The organism is Pseudomonas peli, assembly GCF_900099645.1.
Classification (GTDB): domain Bacteria; phylum Pseudomonadota; class Gammaproteobacteria; order Pseudomonadales; family Pseudomonadaceae; genus Aquipseudomonas; species Aquipseudomonas peli.
The window spans coordinates 337,877-354,299 of sequence record NZ_FMTL01000002.1 but is presented as its reverse complement, the minus strand read 5'-3'; the positions used below and the strand labels follow the sequence as shown (position 1 = coordinate 354,299).

Sequence of the window (16,423 nt, the reverse complement as noted above, 5' to 3'; positions counted from 1 at the left end):
CCGCAAACTGCCAGGAACAGCCGCCATGGACCTCGCCACCCTCAACGCCTTTATCGCCATCGCCGAGCTGGGCAGCTTCTCCGAGGCTGCGGAACGCCTGCACCTTACCCAGCCGGCGGTGAGCAAACGCATCGCCAGCCTGGAGCAGCAGCTCAATGTGCGCCTGTTCGACCGCCTGGGCCGTGAGGTCAGCCTGACCGAGGCCGGCCGCGCCTTGCTGCCGCGGGCCTACCAGATACTCAATGTGCTGGATGATACGCGCCGCGCGCTGACCAATCTGAATGGCGAGATCAGCGGCCGCCTGACCCTGGCCACCAGTCATCATATTGGCCTGCACCGCCTGCCGCCGCTGTTGCGCGCCTTTACCCGGGCGCATCCACAGGTGGCGCTGGATATCCAGTTTCTCGACTCCGAAGTGGCCTATGAAGAAGTGCTGCATGGCCGCGCCGAGCTGGCGGTGATAACCCTGGCCCCGGAAACCCGTGAGCCGGTGCATGCGGTAGCTGTTTGGGACGATCCGCTGGATTTCGTCGCTGCACCCGAGCATCCACTGGCACGTAGCAAGGCGATCAGCCTGGCCGATGTGGCACACCACCCGGCGGTATTTCCCGGCGGCAACACCTTTACCCACCACATTGTGCGGCGCCTGTTCGAGGCCCAGGGGCTGACGCCGAATATCGCCATGAGCACCAACTACCTGGAAACCATCAAGATGATGGTTTCCATCGGCCTGGCCTGGAGCGTGCTGCCGCGCACTATGCTCGATGATCAGGTCGCGCGCCTGCCATTACCGGGCATCCAGCTGACCCGTCAGCTGGGCTATATCAGCCACACTGAACGCACCCTTTCCAACGCCGCGCGGGCCTTTATGAACCTGCTGGATGCTCAGCGTGATGGCCTTGCAATGGCCAGCGACTAGGGGCTAACGTGGGCTTATAACGATAAGAAAGGTTTCTGCATGACTCAGCCCCGTAGCTCAGCCAGCGACCAGGAAACCCACGCATACAAAGGAAGAGTTGGTCGTGGCTAAATCCAGTGATCGCCGTCCGCCACTGCCGTTTATCCCGGCACTGGATCCTGCCGAATTCGAAAGCGCCTGGAACGATGCCCCGCGCCTGTTGCGCGCCCTTAACGGCGCCAAACTGGGCACTTGGTACTGGGACATCGAAAGCGGTCGGGTCAGCTGGTCACGGGGCGCCCAGGCGCTGTTCGGCCTCGACCCCAAGCAACCGCTGAAAAAACGCATCGACTATATAGAGCTGATTCCCGAGGAAGACCGTCCGGATATTCTGCGCCTGTTTGAACAACTGCTCGCTGGCAACCCCAGCAACCGTGCCTTCCGCCACCGTATTCGCTGGCCGGACGGCAGCTTGCACTGGCTGGAGATCAGCGGCAGCCTGCAACTGGACGCCGATGGCAAGCAGCGTGTCATTGGTGTCATCCGCGACATCAGCAACCAGCAAGCCCGCGAACAGGCACTGCGCAGCAGCGAGGAAAAGTTCGCCCAGGCCTTCAATTACAGCCCGGACGCGGTGGTTATCACGGAGAAATCCAGCGGCCGCTTTATCGAAATCAACGCAGGTTTCGAACGTCAATTCGGCTGGACCAGCGAACAGACCCTAGGCCGCACCTCGCTGGAAATGGGCATCTGGGCATGCCTCAAAGATCGCCAACGGATGATGGATGCGGTCAAAAGCAACACCCTCAACGGCCTGGAAGTACCGCTCTACCACCGCGATGGCAGCATTCGCCGGAACCTGCTGTTTGGCGGCGAAATTACCCTGGATGGCATTCCCTGCCTGGTTCTGTCGCTGCGTGACATTACCCAGCAACGCCAGCAGGAGCGTGATCTTCACGATAGCCAGGAGCGCCTGAATCTGGCCCTGGATTCGGCCGACCTCGGCACGTGGGACTGGCACATCCCCAGCAACATGCTGTTTGGCTCGGCGCGCGCCTCAAAGCTACACGGCTTGGAAGATGAGCCCTTCCACGATGATTTTCGCAAGTTCTTCAGCTGCGTCCCACTGGAAGATCGTCACGCCATGCGCAAGCACTTCAATAACTTGGCGCAGGGACTCACCGAGGATTACCAGGTCACCTACCGCGCGGTGTACGGCAACAAGGAGGTGCATTACCTGGAAAGCACCGCCAAGCTCTACCGCGACGCCGACGGCAAACCTGAACGCATGGCCGGCATCCTCATCGATATCAGCGAGCGTGTGCGCCGCGAACAACGCCTAGCCGCTTCTGAAGCCAAATTCGCCAACCTGTTCCAAGCCAGCCCCGACCCCGTCGCCCTGACCACCCTGCCGGACGGCGTGGCTATGGAAATCAACTCAAGCTTCAGCCAGGCCTTCGGCTGGCAGCCCGAGGAAATTATCGGCCGGCGCATGACCGAGCTGAACTTTTGGGCCGACCTCGACGTGCGAACCGCGCTGTACGACAAGCTCGAACGCGATAAGAGCCTGCATAACGAAGTGGCGGATTACCTCGATAAACAAGGGCGCGTGATCACCTGCGTGGTGTCCACCAGACCCCTGCTGCTGAATAACCAACCCTGCATCCTCACCACCTTCCGTGACATCAGCGAACGGCAAAAAGCCCAGGCCGAGCTGCAGGCCAGCCAGGAGAAGTTCGCCCTGGCGTTCCACTCAAGCCCCGACGCCATCACCATTACCGAACGCGACAGCGGCCGCTATATCGAAGTCAACGAAGGTTTCGGTCGCCTAACCGGCTACAACATTGACGAGGTGATCGGGCGCAGCGCCATGGAGCTCAATGTCTGGGCAGACCTGGCTGAGCGTGACGCGATGATCCAGCGGCTGCAGCGCGACGGTCATGTCTACCACATGGAAATGCACGGCAAGCACCGCGACGGCACGATCAAGCTGGTTGAGGTGTCGGTTGAACCCATCGAGCTAAACAACACGCCCTGCCTGCTGCTCACCGCCCGCGATATCAGCGAGCTCAAGGAAGCCCAGGCTCAGGTGCAGCACCTGGCTTACCACGACTCGCTGACCAACCTGCCCAACCGTGCACTGCTGCTTGATCGCCTGACCCAGCAAATCGCCCTGCTCAAACGTCACGAACTGCGTGGCGCCCTGCTATTTATTGACCTGGACCACTTCAAACACATCAACGACTCACTCGGCCATCCCGTCGGCGATGCGGTGCTCAAGCTGGTGACGGCGCGCTTGGAGTCCAGCGTACGCCAGGAAGATACGGTGGCACGTCTGGGTGGCGACGAATTTGTCGTGCTGATTTCCGGCCTGGAAGGCAAGCGTTCAAAGGTCGTGCAACAGGTCCGCGCCCTGGCGGAAAAACTGCGCCACTTACTCGCCGAACCCATGCTGCTCGACGGCCACCAACTGCAAGTCACGCCCAGCATTGGCATCGCCCTGGTGCCTGACCACGGCGATACACCATCCGATGTGCTCAAGCGTGCGGATATCGCCCTGTACAGGGCCAAAGACTCGGGCCGCAACTGCATCCAACTGTTTCGCAACACCATGCAGAAGGCTGCCAGCGAACGCCTGCGCCTGGAAAACGACCTGCGTCTGGCGCTCGCCCGGGGTGAATTCGAGTTGTACTTTCAGCCTCAGGTGGATGCACGGAACAACCAGATTATCGGGGCCGAAGCCCTCTTGCGCTGGATGCACCCAACCCTCGGGCCGCAGTCGCCGGCGCTGTTTATCCATGTGCTCGAAGAAAGCGGGCTGATTCTTGAAGTCGGCGCATGGGTACTTGCCGAAGCCTGCCACGCCTGCGCCCGCCTGATTGAGCAGGGCATGGTCAACGGCGCGCAGTTCAGCCTATGCGTCAACATCAGCCCTCGACAGTTCCGTCAGCATGACTTTGTTGACCGAGTAGAAAGCAGCCTGACCAACAGCCACCTGCCGCCGCAGATGCTCAAACTGGAAATCACCGAAGGCATCGTGATCCAGAACATCGACGACACCATCGCCAAGATGAATCGCCTCAAACGCCTCGGTGTAACCTTCGCCATGGACGATTTTGGCACCGGCTACAGCTCGCTGACCTACCTCAAGCGCCTGCCGGTGGATGTGCTGAAGATTGATCAGTCGTTCGTGCGCGACGCCACCCTCGATGCCAACGATGCCGAGATTATCCGCGCAATCGTCGCCATGGCTCGCAGCCTGGGCTTGGGCATGATTGCCGAAGGGGTTGAACAGGTCGATCAGTTGGAGTTTCTCCAGCAACAGGGCTGTCACCACTATCAGGGCTACCTGTTCAGCCGGCCGGTGCCACTGCAGCAGTTCCGCCAGTTGCTGCACGACAACCGCATCCCGGCGCCCCTGTAAAACAACAAGGGCACCCGCAGGTGCCCTTGTTGTTAACCGCAACGCTGCTTAGCTCTGCAGCACAGTGCGACCAGCACCAATTGGAATGCGCTTGGCTTTTGCCTCTTCCGGCACGATACGCACCAGGTCGATATTCAGCAGGCCGTTGACCAGGCTGGCAGCCTTGACCTCGATATGGTCGGCCAAGCGGAACGACAGTTTGAAGGCGCGCTGAGCGATGCCCTGGTACAGGTATGTGACGTTCTCGGCGCTGGTATCGCGCTTGCCACCGCTAACGGTCAACACGCCGCGCTCGACCTGCAGCTCCAAATCGTCTTCTTGGAAGCCCGCAGCCGCAACCACAATGCGGTATTGATCGTCGGCATACTTCTCGACGTTATAGGGTGGATAGCTGCTACCTGCCTCGTTGCGCATGGCCGACTCGAACAGATCATTAAACCGGTCGAAGCCAACGGACTGACGGAACAGCGGTGTCATGGAAAATGCAGTGCTCATAAAAATCTCCTGATGTTCAGCGAGTGAATAAGCGCAGGACCCGATTTCGGCATCCCACACCACTGAACATGTGGTGACTCAGAAAAATTTCAAGTGCTGCATGTTTTGCACAGCGCCACAGCGGCAGTAAGGGCTGGCAGATCGTCAGGCACTGGCCTGCTCGACAGGCTCTACCTCGGCAAACTGGATACCGAGCAAGCCATCAATGCGCAGACAGTCGTTTTCGCGGCGCAGCAGGTTGAACAGCTCGGTGGCTTCGGGGTAGCTGCGCGTCAGCATGGCCAACCACTGTTTGAGCCGCCCCGGTGCGTAGCGTGGTGACATTTTGCACCGCGCCTGCAGCCAGAAATCCGCAAGCAGCGGCTGCAACTCAGCCCAACTCATGGCAACCACGTCCTGCCCTGCCCTGGCAGCGGCAATCTGCCGGGCCAGGTCAGGACGCGCCACCAGGCCACGACCGAGCATGATGTCCTCAACCCCACTGACCTCACGGCAACGCCGCCAGTCATCCAGGGTCCAGATCTCGCCATTGGCAAATACCGGCACCTTGACCACGTCCTGTACCCGGGCCACCCACTCCCAATGTGCCGGCGGCTTGTAGCCTTCAACCTTGGTCCGCGCGTGCACCACGATCTGCGCCGCGCCGCCCTCGGCCAATGCCTCGGCGCACTCAAGGGCATAGTCCTTGTGATCGAAACCCAGGCGCATTTTCGCCGTGACCGGGATCGCGGCCGGCACCGCACGACGCACTTCACGGACGATGGCATGCAGCAGCTCAGGCTCTTTGAGCAATACTGCACCGCCACGGGACTTGTTCACCGTCTTGGCCGGGCAGCCGAAATTGAGGTCGATCACAGGCGCGCCGAGGGTGCAGGCAAACGCCGCGTTATCCGCCAGGCAGGCTGGATCGGAGCCGAGGAACTGTACGCGCAGCGGCGTGCCTGCGGCCGTTTGCGCGCTGCTGAACAATTCAGGTGCGAGCTTCTCATAGGTGCTGCCGGGCAATACCCGCTCGGTAACCCGGATAAATTCCGTCACACACCAATCGATGCCACCCACCTGAGTGAGTACATCGCGAAGGATTTCGTCGACCAATCCCTCCATCGGGGCCAGGGCGATTTGCATAGGCAGTCTCTTGAAGATGCTGTGCCGCGCGTTAGCTAAAGGCCGCAGGTAGAAAAACGCCGCGTAGTGTACGCGGCGTGATGGTGAAACGCTCAGGCATTAGCCCAACGGCGCGTCACAGCTCCATGGGAAATGGGGGTTGCAAGGCAGCGCCATAACCCTCAACAAACTCCGGAGGCATGCGCTTAGGCTTACCGCTGGACAGTTCGATGCAGACAAAAGTGGTTTTCGCGCGCAACAGGGTCATGCCATCTTCCGGGCGAATCAGCTGGAAGCGTCGGTCCATCTTCAGGCGCTGGTCGGACTCGACGATCCAGGTAGCCATCTGCAGCTGCTGGTCTTCGTAGGCGCTGGCCAGGTAGTCGATCTCATGGCGCAGCACGGCCATAGCGCGGTCGAGGCGGCGATACTCAGCCAGGTCCAGCCCCAGAAACTGCGAATGGCGCCAGGCGCAGCGCTCCAACCAGCTGACGTAGACCGCATTATTGGCATGACCAAGGCCGTCGATATCCTCGGCCGTGACCTGTATATCAATGACAAAGGGATTGCTCAGTTCCCAGCTCATGCCGACTGCTCCAGGCTACCGGCCAGGGCGCGCGCCTCGGCGGCCAGCTGGGTGATCTGATCCCAGGCACGTGCGCGTACCAGGTTACTTGGCGCGATCCAGGTGCCGCCGACACAGGCCACGTTGGGCAATCGCAGGAAGCCCAACAGGTTATCCGGGGTTACCCCGCCAGTTGGGCAGAAGCGAATACCGGTAAACGGGCCTTTGAAGCTCTTGAGCATCTTGATACTGGTGGCGCCATCGGCCGGAAACAGCTTGAGCGAGCGGTAGCCGTATTCCAGCGCCAGCAGCACCTCGGACGGCGTCATCACCCCCGGCAAATATGGCAGGCCGGAATCCTCTGCCGCCGCCGCCAGACGTTCAGTGCAGCCAGGGCTGACGGCAAACTGCGCACCGGCATCGCGGGCTTCGAGAAACTGCTCGGCGTGGATCACTGTGCCGGCGCCAATCAACAGGTCCGGCAGTTCCTTGCGCATCGCCGCCAGGGCATCCAATGCCCGCGGCGTGCGCAAGGTCACTTCCAGCACGCGGATGCCACCGGCGTGCAGCGCACGGGCCAGGTCCACCGCCAGGCTGATGTCTTCAATCACCAGCACCGGCAACACCGGGCGGGCCTGCTGCAGCACCACATCCATCGTCAGGCTCATGCCTTGTTCCCCGCTCTCAAATTCAATTGTCGCGTTCAGTCTTCAAACAGGCTGCTGGCGCCCTGCTCAGCCGACCCGACCAGGCGGCGCTGCGCGGCGAACATTTCCAGACCATAGCCCAATTCCAGCTCGGTACTGGCAGATGCCAATGGCCGCGCGGCCAATTGCTGCTCAGTCAGTTCCACCTGCAGCAGGCCATTTTGTGCATCCAGTACCAACCAATCACCGTCCTGCAGCCGCGCCAAGGGACCACCGGCCGCCGCCTCCGGGGTGACGTGCAAGGCAGTGGATACCTGCCCCAAAGCCCCAGACATGCGCCCATCGGTCACTAGGGCTACCCGCTGGCCGGCTTGCTGCAAATTGGCCAACAACGGCATCAGTTTGTGCAGCTCAGGCATGCCATTGGCTTGTGGGCCTTGGAAGCGCACTACCAGCACCAGGTCACCTTGCAGCTCATCGGCACTGTAGGCCGCCTGCACAGCTGCTTCCGAATCGAAGATGCGCGCCTGGGCGCGGATATGCCAGAACGCCGGATCCACCGCTGAGGTTTTCAGGATGGCGCGCCCCAGGTTGCCAGCCAGCAGCACCAGCCCGCCCTCCTCAGCAAAAGGCTCAGCCACGTGCCGGACAATATCCGGCGCCGGGCTCTGTGCCGGCAGGTCACGCCAGGCCAGACGCTCGCCCTCCAGCCAGGGCTCGCGGGTATAGGCACGTAAACCATGTCCGGCGGCGGTGGCTACATCGTCATACATCAAGCCGGCGCCAAGCAGTTCACGCAGCAGCCAGGCCGGTCCACCGGCGGCCTGAAACTGATTCACGTCCGCCGCGCCATTCGGATAAACCCGCGCCAGCAGCGGCACCACCTTGGATAACGCGGCGAAATCATCCCAGCTCAGTTCATAGCCCGCCGCTCGAGCGATGGCCGGCAGGTGCAAGGTGTGATTGGTCGAGCCGCCGCTGGCAAGCAAAGCCACCACCGCATTGATCAGCGCCCGCGCATCAATCTGCTGACCGACCGGCAGATAGCGCTCGCCCTGGCGGCTGTTGTGCGCCACCAGGCGCGCTGCCTCATCAGTCATGGCATCGCGCAGCGGTGTGTAGGGGTGAATAAAGGCGCTGCCCGGCACGTGCAGGCCCATGGCTTCCATCAGCAACTGATTGGTATTGGCCGTGCCGTAGAAGGTGCAGGTGCCGGCCTGGTGGTAAGCAGCCAACTCGGCAGCCAGCAGCTCATCACGACTGGCTTCGCCACGGGCATAACGCTGGCGGACTGCGGCTTTTTCCTTGTTCGGCAACCCAGATTGCATGGGCCCGGCCGGCACGAATACGGCCGGCAGATGACCGAAATGCAGCGCGCCAATCAGCAGGCCGGGGACGATCTTGTCGCACACCCCCAAATACAGCGCGCCATCGAAAATACCGTGGGTCAAGCCGATGCCGGCAGCCTGGGCAATCAGGTCGCGGGAAAACAGCGACAGTTGCATGCCGCCCTCGCCCTGGGTGATGCCATCGCACATGGCCGGCACCCCGGCGGCGAACTGCGAGGTCGCGCCAGCCTTGGCCAGCGCCACTTTCAGACGCTCGGGATAGTCCCTGAGCGGCGCATGGGCCGAGAGCAGATCGTTGTAGCTGGAAATGATCGCGACATGTGGCGAGCCACCCTGTTTCATGATCAGCCGCGCATCATCAGGTTGCGCCGCCAGAGCATGGGCCAGGTTGGAGCAACCCAGGGCCTGATGTGCGGTGCGCGCGGCAGCCTGGGTCAAGCGCTGTAAATAGCGCTCGCGGCGTTTGGCCGAGCGTTTTTCCAGTGCGGCGGTCACCTGCTCAACAACCGGATGCAACATGACTATTCCCTTTCTCGGTGAGGTACAGGCTTGCAGTGTAACGGCTTAGCCACTGCTCTAACGCAGCAACGCCTATATGCAGCAGACCTCAACATGCTCTCAGGGTGCCCAGTAGATATTTACCGGCAACGGACTGCGCTGCAGCCAAGCATACAGCGGTAACTCGCGAGCCGAAGGTTGATCCGCCAGCACGGCATCAATCAGCTCGCGCTTGCGCTCGCCGAACGCCAGCAAGCCCAACCACTTCCCGCGCTGCAACATCGCCAAGTTTAGTGATAACCGTTGGCGTGGCTCTTGCGGCGCCAGAGCTGGCAAGGCTGCAGGTTGAGCTTGCGGATCCAGCGCAGCAGCCAGGCCGGGCATACCGGGAAACAGCGAGGCGATATGCGCGTCTTCACCCATGCCCAGCAACACTGCACTAAACGGTGGCCACTGCGCCAACTGCTCGCCCCAGCTCAATGCCGATTGTTCAAGCGTTGCGCCTTGGCGTGGGTCAAGGCAATTAGCCTGCGGCAGCCCCTGATGCAACAGCTGCCAATTACTTTCTGCCGCCTGCGCTGGCACCCAGCGCTCATCGCTGGGACTGATGTCAATCCGTTGGCTGTCCAACTGCCGCGCCAAGAGGGGCAATAAGGCCTGCGGGCTACTGCCGCCGGGCAGGATCAGACCGGCGCGAGGCTGTTGCCCCAGTGTGGCCCGAATCTGCGTTGTCAGATCAGCAGCCAGCGCATGCAGACAAGCGTCGCGCTGAGCATGGCAATGCAACAAATTTTGACTCATAAGCGACCTCGGAGAAGCTATCGGTATGTCATAAGGCCGCGTAATAATGCACCGTTGTAGTGTCGCCAACATCCTTGCCATGGAATGCCTCTTTTGATTGTGTTGCTGCGCGTACTCCTACTGCTGTTGCTGCCGACACTGGCGCAGGCCTCCAGCCTGCCGCTTCTAGCCAGCGATACCCCGCTGCTGCCAGGCCCGGCCATGCATGTCTGGGCTGACCCCGAAGGCCTGGCGGACATTCACAGCGTTCGCCAGCTGCCTGAATCGGCCTGGCAACCGGTAGCCCGTCGCGATGCCAGTTTCGGGTACAGCACACACGCCTACTGGTTGCGTTTCAGCCTGCACAACCCGGCTGATAACGCCATCAACTGGGTGCTATTGATCGGTAATCCGCTGCTCGACACCCTGGACGCATACGGCCTGGACGACGGCCGGGTGTACCAGGCGGGCGATCAGCGGCCCTTCGACCAACGCTGGGTCAATCACCGCCAACTGGTGTTGCCATTCAGCCTGGCTGCCGGGGAGGAACGTGAGCTGATCCTGCGCATGCAGACCGACGGCTCGGCCAACCTCAGCGCAAGCCTGATGAGCAGCCAGGCCTTCAACCAGTATGAACAACGCATGCTGCTGCTCCAGGGCCTGTTCTTTGGTGCGCTGCTGGTGATGATGATTTACAACCTGTCGATTTTTATCATCACCCGCGACCGTAACTACCTCTGGTACAGCCTGTTTGTCGCCAGCTTCAGTTTTTACCAGTTCATCCAGTTAGGCTTCGCCTTGCAATGGTTCTGGCCCGAGTCACTGACTTGGCAGCAGATGAGTTTCCCGTTCAGTTCGGCGCTGGCGACACTGTTCGGCGTACTGTTCACCCATGGCGTGCTCGACCTCAAAAATCACCATCGGGCTTACAGCTGGATTTGCCACGGCCTAATTGGCTGCAGCCTGCTGGTGATGGCACTGGCCGTGGCAGCGCCCTACCTCGTCGCGTTAATCGGCAGTTTCGTGCTGCTTCTGGTCTGTGCAATTTTCGGCTGCATCTTCACCGTGCTGCGCTGGCGCGACGGCTACCCGCCGGCCAAGCTGTTTGCCCTGGGCTGGTCAGCACTGATTATCGCCAGCCTGTTCAGCGTGCTGAGCGGCACCGGCCTGATCGCCAATTCGCTGCTAACCCTGCACGCCCAGCAGATCGGCAGCCTGCTTGAGCTGGTGATCTTTTCAATTGCCCTTGGCTTACGCATTCGGCTTGCGCAAAACGCCCAGCAAGAAGCTCAAGCTCAGCTATTTGCCAACGAGCACCAGCTGCGCTTGGAGCAGGCCAAGAGCCTGGACCTGCAACAACAAATTAACGAAGGCTTGGAAGCCCGCGTGCAGGAGCGCACCGCCTCCCTGCAACAGGCCCTGCAGGAACTATCGATTGCCAACCGTCAGCTGGCCGAACTGAGTCGTCGCGACAGCCTGACCGGGCTCCTCAATCGTCAGGTGCTCAACGAAGAACTGGAGCGTCTGCTGGCACAGGCCAAACGCAGCCAGCAGCCGATTTCAATGCTGATGATGGACCTGGATCACTTCAAGAAGGTCAACGACCTGCACGGCCATCTGGTCGGCGATGCCTGCTTGCAGCACGCCGCCCTACGCATGCAGCAGCGCATGCGCAGTAATGACCTACTGGTACGTTTTGGCGGTGAGGAGTTTGCCGCCGTGCTTTGCGACACCCACCAATCTGGCGCAATGGACCTGGCCGAGCAGCTTCGCGCAGACCTGGCCAGTCACCCCTGCATGCACCAGGGTTTGAGTATCGACCTGAGCCTAAGCATCGGCGTGTACACGCTCACGCCAGGCCCCAATAGCGAACGCGAGCAGCTGTTACGGCACGCTGACCAAGCGCTCTATCAAGCCAAAGCAGCCGGGCGTAACCGGGTTATTGGCTACGAGGCGAGCGCCTTGGACGGTGCCTGAGTCAACGACGCCAACAGCGTCAGCACGGCCTGTACAACCTGCGGATCGGCCAGTACGCGCTGATGCCCACCACGCTCGAGGCGCAGCAGACGACTGTCGAACCAACTCTGGTGAATGGCCTCCGCCTCGCTGAACGGCACCATCGGATCGTCCACCGCATGCACGACCAGTCCGGGAAAATCCAGTTGATAGTGCGCGCTATCAAGTTGTCCTGCAGGAATCCCTGCCTGCTCTTCGACCAACTGGACAAAGTGCGCGCGGGCCTGGCGCGGCAGCCCCATGTAGTGCGAGAAGCGCCGCAGCATGGTCAGAATTCGGCTGGGCGCGGCAATGCTGACGAGCGCCTCAGTACGCAAGCCCAACTGAGTGGCCAGCAAGGCGCTAGCGCCGCCCATGGAGTGACCAATCACTGCTTTGAGTGGTGGCAACTCACTGGCAGCCTCCAGCAAGGCACGGGCAAACAGCACCACATTGGCCTCGCGCCCAGGCGAACGGCCATGAGCTGGAGCATCCAGCGCCACCACGCCGTAGCCAGCATTAACCAAAGCCTTGATCAGCTCGGCAAACTGCGTCGGCCGCCCTTCCCAGCCATGCATCAACAACACGGCTGGCCCACTGCCCCAACGCAGCGCGGACAGACCGAAACGCAGGGTGATGCGCTCGGCCTGCGCCAGCAGCGGCAACTCCCAATCCCGCGGCGGCAAGGTGTGTGGCGTCATAAACTCCCGGCGCAACTTGCTGGCCAGGGCATGTGGCGCCAGCAGACCAATCGATGCGTTGAAACCACGAACCCAGCTCATGCTATTCATTGCCATATCCTCAAACGATTGCCGATTTAGCGGCACGCAAGACTCGATCAGACAACTCACCAGGGCCCAGCGCGCGTGCCAGCGCCAGCCCTCCGACCATCAAGGCAATATCGGCCAGCGCCTGCTCAGCCTCTTCAGGACGGCCCGCGAGCTGCGCAGTGATCAACTCGATATGCTCGGCCAGCACGACGCGAAAGCCTTCCGGCATACGCGCCAGCTCGCCTATCGAACTGGGCAACGGACACCCTAGCTCGCTGGCATCACGGTGCTTACGCGAGAGATGAAAGGCAGCCAGCAACACCCGACGCTCATGGCCAGGCAGCACGGGATCAAACTGCGCGACTCGCTCGCGGCGCTGACAAAGCATCTGCTGGAACACTTCCAACATCAGCGCGTCCTTGCTCGTGAAGTGCGCATAGAAGCCACCGACTGTCAGGCCTGCAGCGCCCATCAACTCCGCCAGACCAGGCTCAGTAGGACCGCGCTGCAACAACGCCGCACGAGCAGCTGCGAGGATGCGCTCGCGGGTTTGCGCCTTCTTATCGCTCATGCCTGCCTCCTTAACATTACGACCATAATATTAAGATCGAAATATAATTAAGCAAGCCTCTGCAGCAACCGCTGATCGGCTGGAGAATACTGTTCAGGAGGTAGAAAAAATTGCTTGGAGCAATGTTTAACGTCGCGTAGCAACGGTCCGCAGGGTGGCCGCCAGGGATATCAGGCCACAAAAACAAAAGGGCCATTCACTAATGAATGACCCTTCAAAATCCCGCAGAGCGGGCAAAAATGGCGTCCCCTAGGGGACTCGAACCCCTGTTACCGCCGTGAAAGGGCGGTGTCCTAGGCCACTAGACGAAGGGGACGAAACCTTCGAAGAACAAGGCCAGCTTTACGCTGGCCCCGTGGCAGTTGTTACTGCTGCAAAATTGGTGGAGATAAACGGGATCGAACCGTTGACCTCTTGCATGCCATGCAAGCGCTCTCCCAGCTGAGCTATACCCCCAGATTTATCGCCTCTCGGCTCACAGCCCAAACCAGCACTGCTTTTTGAAACTGGCGTCCCCTAGGGGACTCGAACCCCTGTTACCGCCGTGAAAGGGCGGTGTCCTAGGCCACTAGACGAAGGGGACGTAACCCTTCTACAACCAACCAGCTACAAGAGCTGATTGTGGCAAGCCTTACGGCTTTGAAGATGGTGGAGCTAAACGGGATCGAACCGTTGACCTCTTGCATGCCATGCAAGCGCTCTCCCAGCTGAGCTATAGCCCCATCTCAAGGACGGGGCGCATGTTAAGAGCGCGCCCCACACCTGTCAACAAAATTTTTACCAGCATCTGCATTCTTTATGCTGACAGAACAACCACTTACCCCATACCGGCACGCCAAAACGACAGCCGGACGGGGCATTCAGCTGCTTAGGCAATGGCTGCCAGCAGCTTCTCCCACTCTTTGTTTTCTTTCTTCGACACACCACCGAGCAGCTCAATGGCCTGACGCAGACGGAAGCGAGTCAGATCCGGGCCGAGGATTTCCATGGCATCGAGTACGGATACCGAGCTGGCCTGGCCAGTGACAGCAGCAAACATCAACGGCATGGCATCACGCAACTTCAGCTCCAGGTGCTCCACGACAGCCTGAATGCAACCAGTGATCCTGTCCTTTTCCCACTGACGCAACGCTTCAAGCTTCCACAGGATCAACTGCATGACCTGGCGTACCTGATCGGCACTGAGCTTTTTGCTCTCGAACAGCTTGGCGTCCAGCGTCAAGCCGCCCGCAAAGAAGAAACTGGCCAGCGGGGCGATCTGGCTAAACGTCTCTACCCTGCCCTGTACATGCGGGGCGATCTGCATCAGGTAGTTGCTGTTGAACGCCCACTTCTGCGCGCCAGCGGCGAAGTCTTCGACGCTCAGCTCACGCATCCACTGGCCGTTGAGCCAGGACAGCTTCTCCAGGTCGAAGATCGGCCCGCCCAGCGATACACGGTTGATATCGAAGTGCGCAACCATCTCGTCGAGACTGAACTTCTCGCGCTCATCCGGCATCGACCAGCCCATGCGCCCGAGGTAGTTGAGCATTGCCTGGGGCAAGAAGCCCATGCGCTCGTAAAAAGTGATCGAGGTCGGGTTCTTGCGCTTGGACAGCTTGCTCTTGTCCGGGTTACGCAGCAGCGGCATATAGCACAGCTGCGGTTTGTCCCAGCCGAAGTATTCGTACAACAGGATCAGCTTGGGTGCCGACGGCAGCCATTCTTCACCGCGCAGCACGTGGGTGATACCCATCAAGTGGTCGTCGACTACGTTGGCCAGGAAGTAGGTCGGCAGGCCATCAGTCTTCATCAGCACCTGCATGTCCATGCGATCCCATGGGATCTCCACTTCGCCACGCAGCATGTCCGGTACCACGCACACGCCTTCGGTCGGTACCTTCATCCGCACCACATTCGGCTCGCCAGCCGCCAGGCGCTGTTGTACTTCGTCGGCGGACAAGTGCATGCAATGGCCGTCATAACGCGGCGTCTGCTTGGCTTCCATCTGCTCGGCACGCACTTTGTCCAGACGCTCAGCACTGCAGAAGCAGTGGAAGGCATGCCCCTTCTCTACCAGCTCGGCGCTGTACTTCTGGTAGATGTGGCCGCGCTCGCTTTGTCGATACGGGCCGTGCGGGCCGCCGACATCAGGACCTTCACTCCACTCGATGCCCAGCCAGCGCAGGGCGTCGTAGATCTGCTGTTCAGACTCACGCGTCGAACGCACCTGATCGGTATCTTCGATACGCAGGATAAATTCGCCACCATGCTGACGGGCAAAGCACAGGTTGAACAGGGCGATATAGGCGGTGCCTACGTGCGGATCACCAGTGGGCGACGGCGCAATACGGGTGCGGACGGTGGTCATGGAAAGTCTCGAAGAGTTGCAGTGAACGCGGATTAAGACGGCGATGGTAACAGGCCAGCCGTGGGCGGCTCCAGCAGGTGACCACCCGACAACGACAGACTGCGTATCAGAAAATCCAGGAAAGTTTTCACCTTCATGGCCTGGAACCGCCGTGATGGATAGACCGCATAGAGTTCGCCGACCGTCAGCCGCGCTTCGGGCAACAGTTCAACCAGCTGCCCCGTCTCTACCGCAGCACCGCAGATCATCACCGGTAGCCCGGCGATTCCAGCCCCCGCCATGACGGTTTCTCGGGCAAAGGTGATGTTGTTGCACGACAGCACACTCTGGCAGGTGATGTTTTCGCCCGCCAACGGCCAATAGCGCGACGAGTCACGCGGCAACATAACGGCGCGATGCCCCGCCAATTCCTCGACCGTTCGCGGCGTACCGTGCCGAGCCAGGTAATCCGGACTGGCATACAGACGCCGACTGGTCTCGAACATCTTGCGTGCAATCAAGGTGGAGTCCTGCGGCTGCCCCACCAGAATGGCGATATCCACCCCTTCCTCAACGGGGTCGACATGCCGCGAGGTCAACTCCACCTCGGCGCTGATCTGCGGGTACTGGCGCATGAAGTCACCCAGTACCCTGCCAAGGAACAGCTGACCAAATTCAATCGGTGCAGTGATGCGCAGCAATCCCGAGGGCTCCAACTGCAATTGCATCACCGCCTGCTCGGCCTCGGCAAAGTCGAGCATGATCTGCCGACAGCGCTCGTAATAGGCCTGTCCGACTTCCGTTAGGCGCAGCTTGCGTGTGGTGCGGTTGAGCAGGCGCACACCAAGACGCTCTTCGAGCAGAACAATGCGTCGACTGACTGTCGACTTCTGCATACCCAACCCCTGCGCTGCCAGGGTGAAGCTGTGGCACTCGACCACCCGCGTGAAGATCAGCGCATCATCCAGCCCCATGATTGTTCCTCATAAGCAACAAAG

The 16,423-nt window shown here is 60.6% G+C and carries 13 protein-coding genes and 4 tRNA genes; 3 read left to right on the top strand and 14 right to left on the bottom strand.

The window, feature by feature from the left end; all coding sequences use genetic code 11:
* Positions 1–25: 25 nt before the first annotated feature.
* Positions 26–919 (top strand): LysR family transcriptional regulator, encoded by an 894-nt coding sequence (locus BLO50_RS10445; RefSeq protein ID WP_090252225.1) that lies wholly within the window; start codon positions 26–28, stop codon positions 917–919.
* Positions 920–1,022: 103 nt separating this feature from the next.
* Positions 1,023–4,322, top strand: a complete 3,300-nt coding sequence (locus tag BLO50_RS10440) for a bifunctional diguanylate cyclase/phosphodiesterase (protein ID WP_090252223.1) — start codon at positions 1,023–1,025, stop codon at positions 4,320–4,322.
* Positions 4,323–4,370: 48 nt separating this feature from the next.
* Here BLO50_RS10440 and BLO50_RS10435 read toward each other — a convergent pair whose 3' ends face one another.
* From BLO50_RS10435 to BLO50_RS10410, 6 genes are all read right to left on the bottom strand, one after another.
* Complete coding sequence (locus BLO50_RS10435) at positions 4,371–4,817, bottom strand: Hsp20 family protein (RefSeq protein WP_090252221.1); 447 nt, start codon at positions 4,815–4,817, stop codon at positions 4,371–4,373.
* Between the two features lie 144 nt (positions 4,818–4,961).
* Positions 4,962–5,942 (bottom strand): tRNA dihydrouridine synthase, encoded by a 981-nt coding sequence (locus BLO50_RS10430; RefSeq protein WP_090252218.1) that lies wholly within the window; start codon positions 5,940–5,942, stop codon positions 4,962–4,964.
* Positions 5,943–6,057: 115 nt separating this feature from the next.
* Positions 6,058–6,507, bottom strand: a complete 450-nt coding sequence (locus BLO50_RS10425; protein WP_090252215.1) for an acyl-CoA thioesterase — start codon at positions 6,505–6,507, stop codon at positions 6,058–6,060.
* Positions 6,504–7,154 (bottom strand): bifunctional 4-hydroxy-2-oxoglutarate aldolase/2-dehydro-3-deoxy-phosphogluconate aldolase, encoded by a 651-nt coding sequence (locus tag BLO50_RS10420; RefSeq protein ID WP_090252212.1) that lies wholly within the window; start codon positions 7,152–7,154, stop codon positions 6,504–6,506. Before BLO50_RS10420 ends, BLO50_RS10425 begins: the two co-directional genes overlap by 4 nt.
* A 35-nt stretch (positions 7,155–7,189) precedes the next feature.
* Positions 7,190–8,998 carry a phosphogluconate dehydratase gene (gene edd / locus BLO50_RS10415; RefSeq protein WP_208597435.1) on the bottom strand — a complete coding sequence of 603 codons (1,809 nt, stop codon included), beginning with the start codon at positions 8,996–8,998 and terminating at the stop codon, positions 7,190–7,192.
* Between the two features lie 102 nt (positions 8,999–9,100).
* On the bottom strand, positions 9,101–9,781 hold the full coding sequence (locus BLO50_RS10410) for a 6-phosphogluconolactonase (RefSeq protein WP_167354451.1): 681 nt from the start codon (positions 9,779–9,781) through the stop codon (positions 9,101–9,103).
* A 99-nt stretch (positions 9,782–9,880) separates the two neighbouring features.
* On the opposite strand from BLO50_RS10410, the gene BLO50_RS10405 reads away from it, so the two are divergent.
* Entirely contained in the window at positions 9,881–11,737 is a 1,857-nt protein-coding gene (locus BLO50_RS10405) for a sensor domain-containing diguanylate cyclase (protein WP_244152894.1), read from the top strand.
* On the opposite strand, the gene BLO50_RS10400 is transcribed toward BLO50_RS10405, so the two are convergent.
* The 8 genes from BLO50_RS10400 to BLO50_RS10365 all read right to left on the bottom strand — a co-directional run bounded on the left by BLO50_RS10400 (position 11,707) and on the right by BLO50_RS10365 (position 16,399).
* A complete protein-coding gene (locus BLO50_RS10400; protein ID WP_090252202.1) occupies positions 11,707–12,546 on the bottom strand; it encodes an alpha/beta fold hydrolase in 840 nt (279 codons plus the stop codon). The genes BLO50_RS10405 and BLO50_RS10400 overlap by 31 nt on opposite strands.
* Positions 12,547–12,556: 10 nt before the next feature.
* On the bottom strand, positions 12,557–13,096 hold the full coding sequence (locus BLO50_RS10395; RefSeq protein ID WP_090252200.1) for a TetR/AcrR family transcriptional regulator: 540 nt from the start codon (positions 13,094–13,096) through the stop codon (positions 12,557–12,559).
* Between the two features lie 240 nt (positions 13,097–13,336).
* Positions 13,337–13,412, bottom strand: a tRNA-Glu gene (locus tag BLO50_RS10390).
* A gap of 64 nt (positions 13,413–13,476) precedes the next feature.
* Positions 13,477–13,552 (bottom strand) — tRNA-Ala (locus tag BLO50_RS10385).
* 51 nt (positions 13,553–13,603) lie between these two features.
* Positions 13,604–13,679 (bottom strand) — tRNA-Glu (locus tag BLO50_RS10380).
* 63 nt (positions 13,680–13,742) lie between these two features.
* Positions 13,743–13,818: transfer RNA gene (locus BLO50_RS10375), tRNA-Ala, on the bottom strand.
* A 146-nt stretch (positions 13,819–13,964) separates the two neighbouring features.
* Entirely contained in the window at positions 13,965–15,446 is a 1,482-nt protein-coding gene (gene gltX / locus BLO50_RS10370; RefSeq protein ID WP_090252196.1) for a glutamate--tRNA ligase, read from the bottom strand.
* Positions 15,447–15,478: 32 nt separating this feature from the next.
* Positions 15,479–16,399, bottom strand: a complete 921-nt coding sequence (locus BLO50_RS10365) for a LysR family transcriptional regulator (protein ID WP_090252193.1) — start codon at positions 16,397–16,399, stop codon at positions 15,479–15,481.
* Positions 16,400–16,423: the final 24 nt, after the last annotated feature.

Coding starts and splice junctions, on each gene's coding strand:
- BLO50_RS10400 (WP_090252202.1), bottom strand. CDS start 12,546: ATGAATAGCATGAGCTGGGTTCGTGGTTTCAACGCATCGATTGGTCTG.
- gltX (WP_090252196.1), bottom strand. CDS start 15,446: ATGACCACCGTCCGCACCCGTATTGCGCCGTCGCCCACTGGTGATCCG.
- BLO50_RS10410 (WP_167354451.1), bottom strand. CDS start 9,781: ATGAGTCAAAATTTGTTGCATTGCCATGCTCAGCGCGACGCTTGTCTG.
- BLO50_RS10445 (WP_090252225.1), top strand. CDS start 26: ATGGACCTCGCCACCCTCAACGCCTTTATCGCCATCGCCGAGCTGGGC.
- BLO50_RS10425 (WP_090252215.1), bottom strand. CDS start 6,507: ATGAGCTGGGAACTGAGCAATCCCTTTGTCATTGATATACAGGTCACG.
- BLO50_RS10395 (WP_090252200.1), bottom strand. CDS start 13,096: ATGAGCGATAAGAAGGCGCAAACCCGCGAGCGCATCCTCGCAGCTGCT.
- BLO50_RS10420 (WP_090252212.1), bottom strand. CDS start 7,154: ATGAGCCTGACGATGGATGTGGTGCTGCAGCAGGCCCGCCCGGTGTTG.
- BLO50_RS10430 (WP_090252218.1), bottom strand. CDS start 5,942: ATGCAAATCGCCCTGGCCCCGATGGAGGGATTGGTCGACGAAATCCTT.
- BLO50_RS10365 (WP_090252193.1), bottom strand. CDS start 16,399: ATGGGGCTGGATGATGCGCTGATCTTCACGCGGGTGGTCGAGTGCCAC.
- BLO50_RS10435 (WP_090252221.1), bottom strand. CDS start 4,817: ATGAGCACTGCATTTTCCATGACACCGCTGTTCCGTCAGTCCGTTGGC.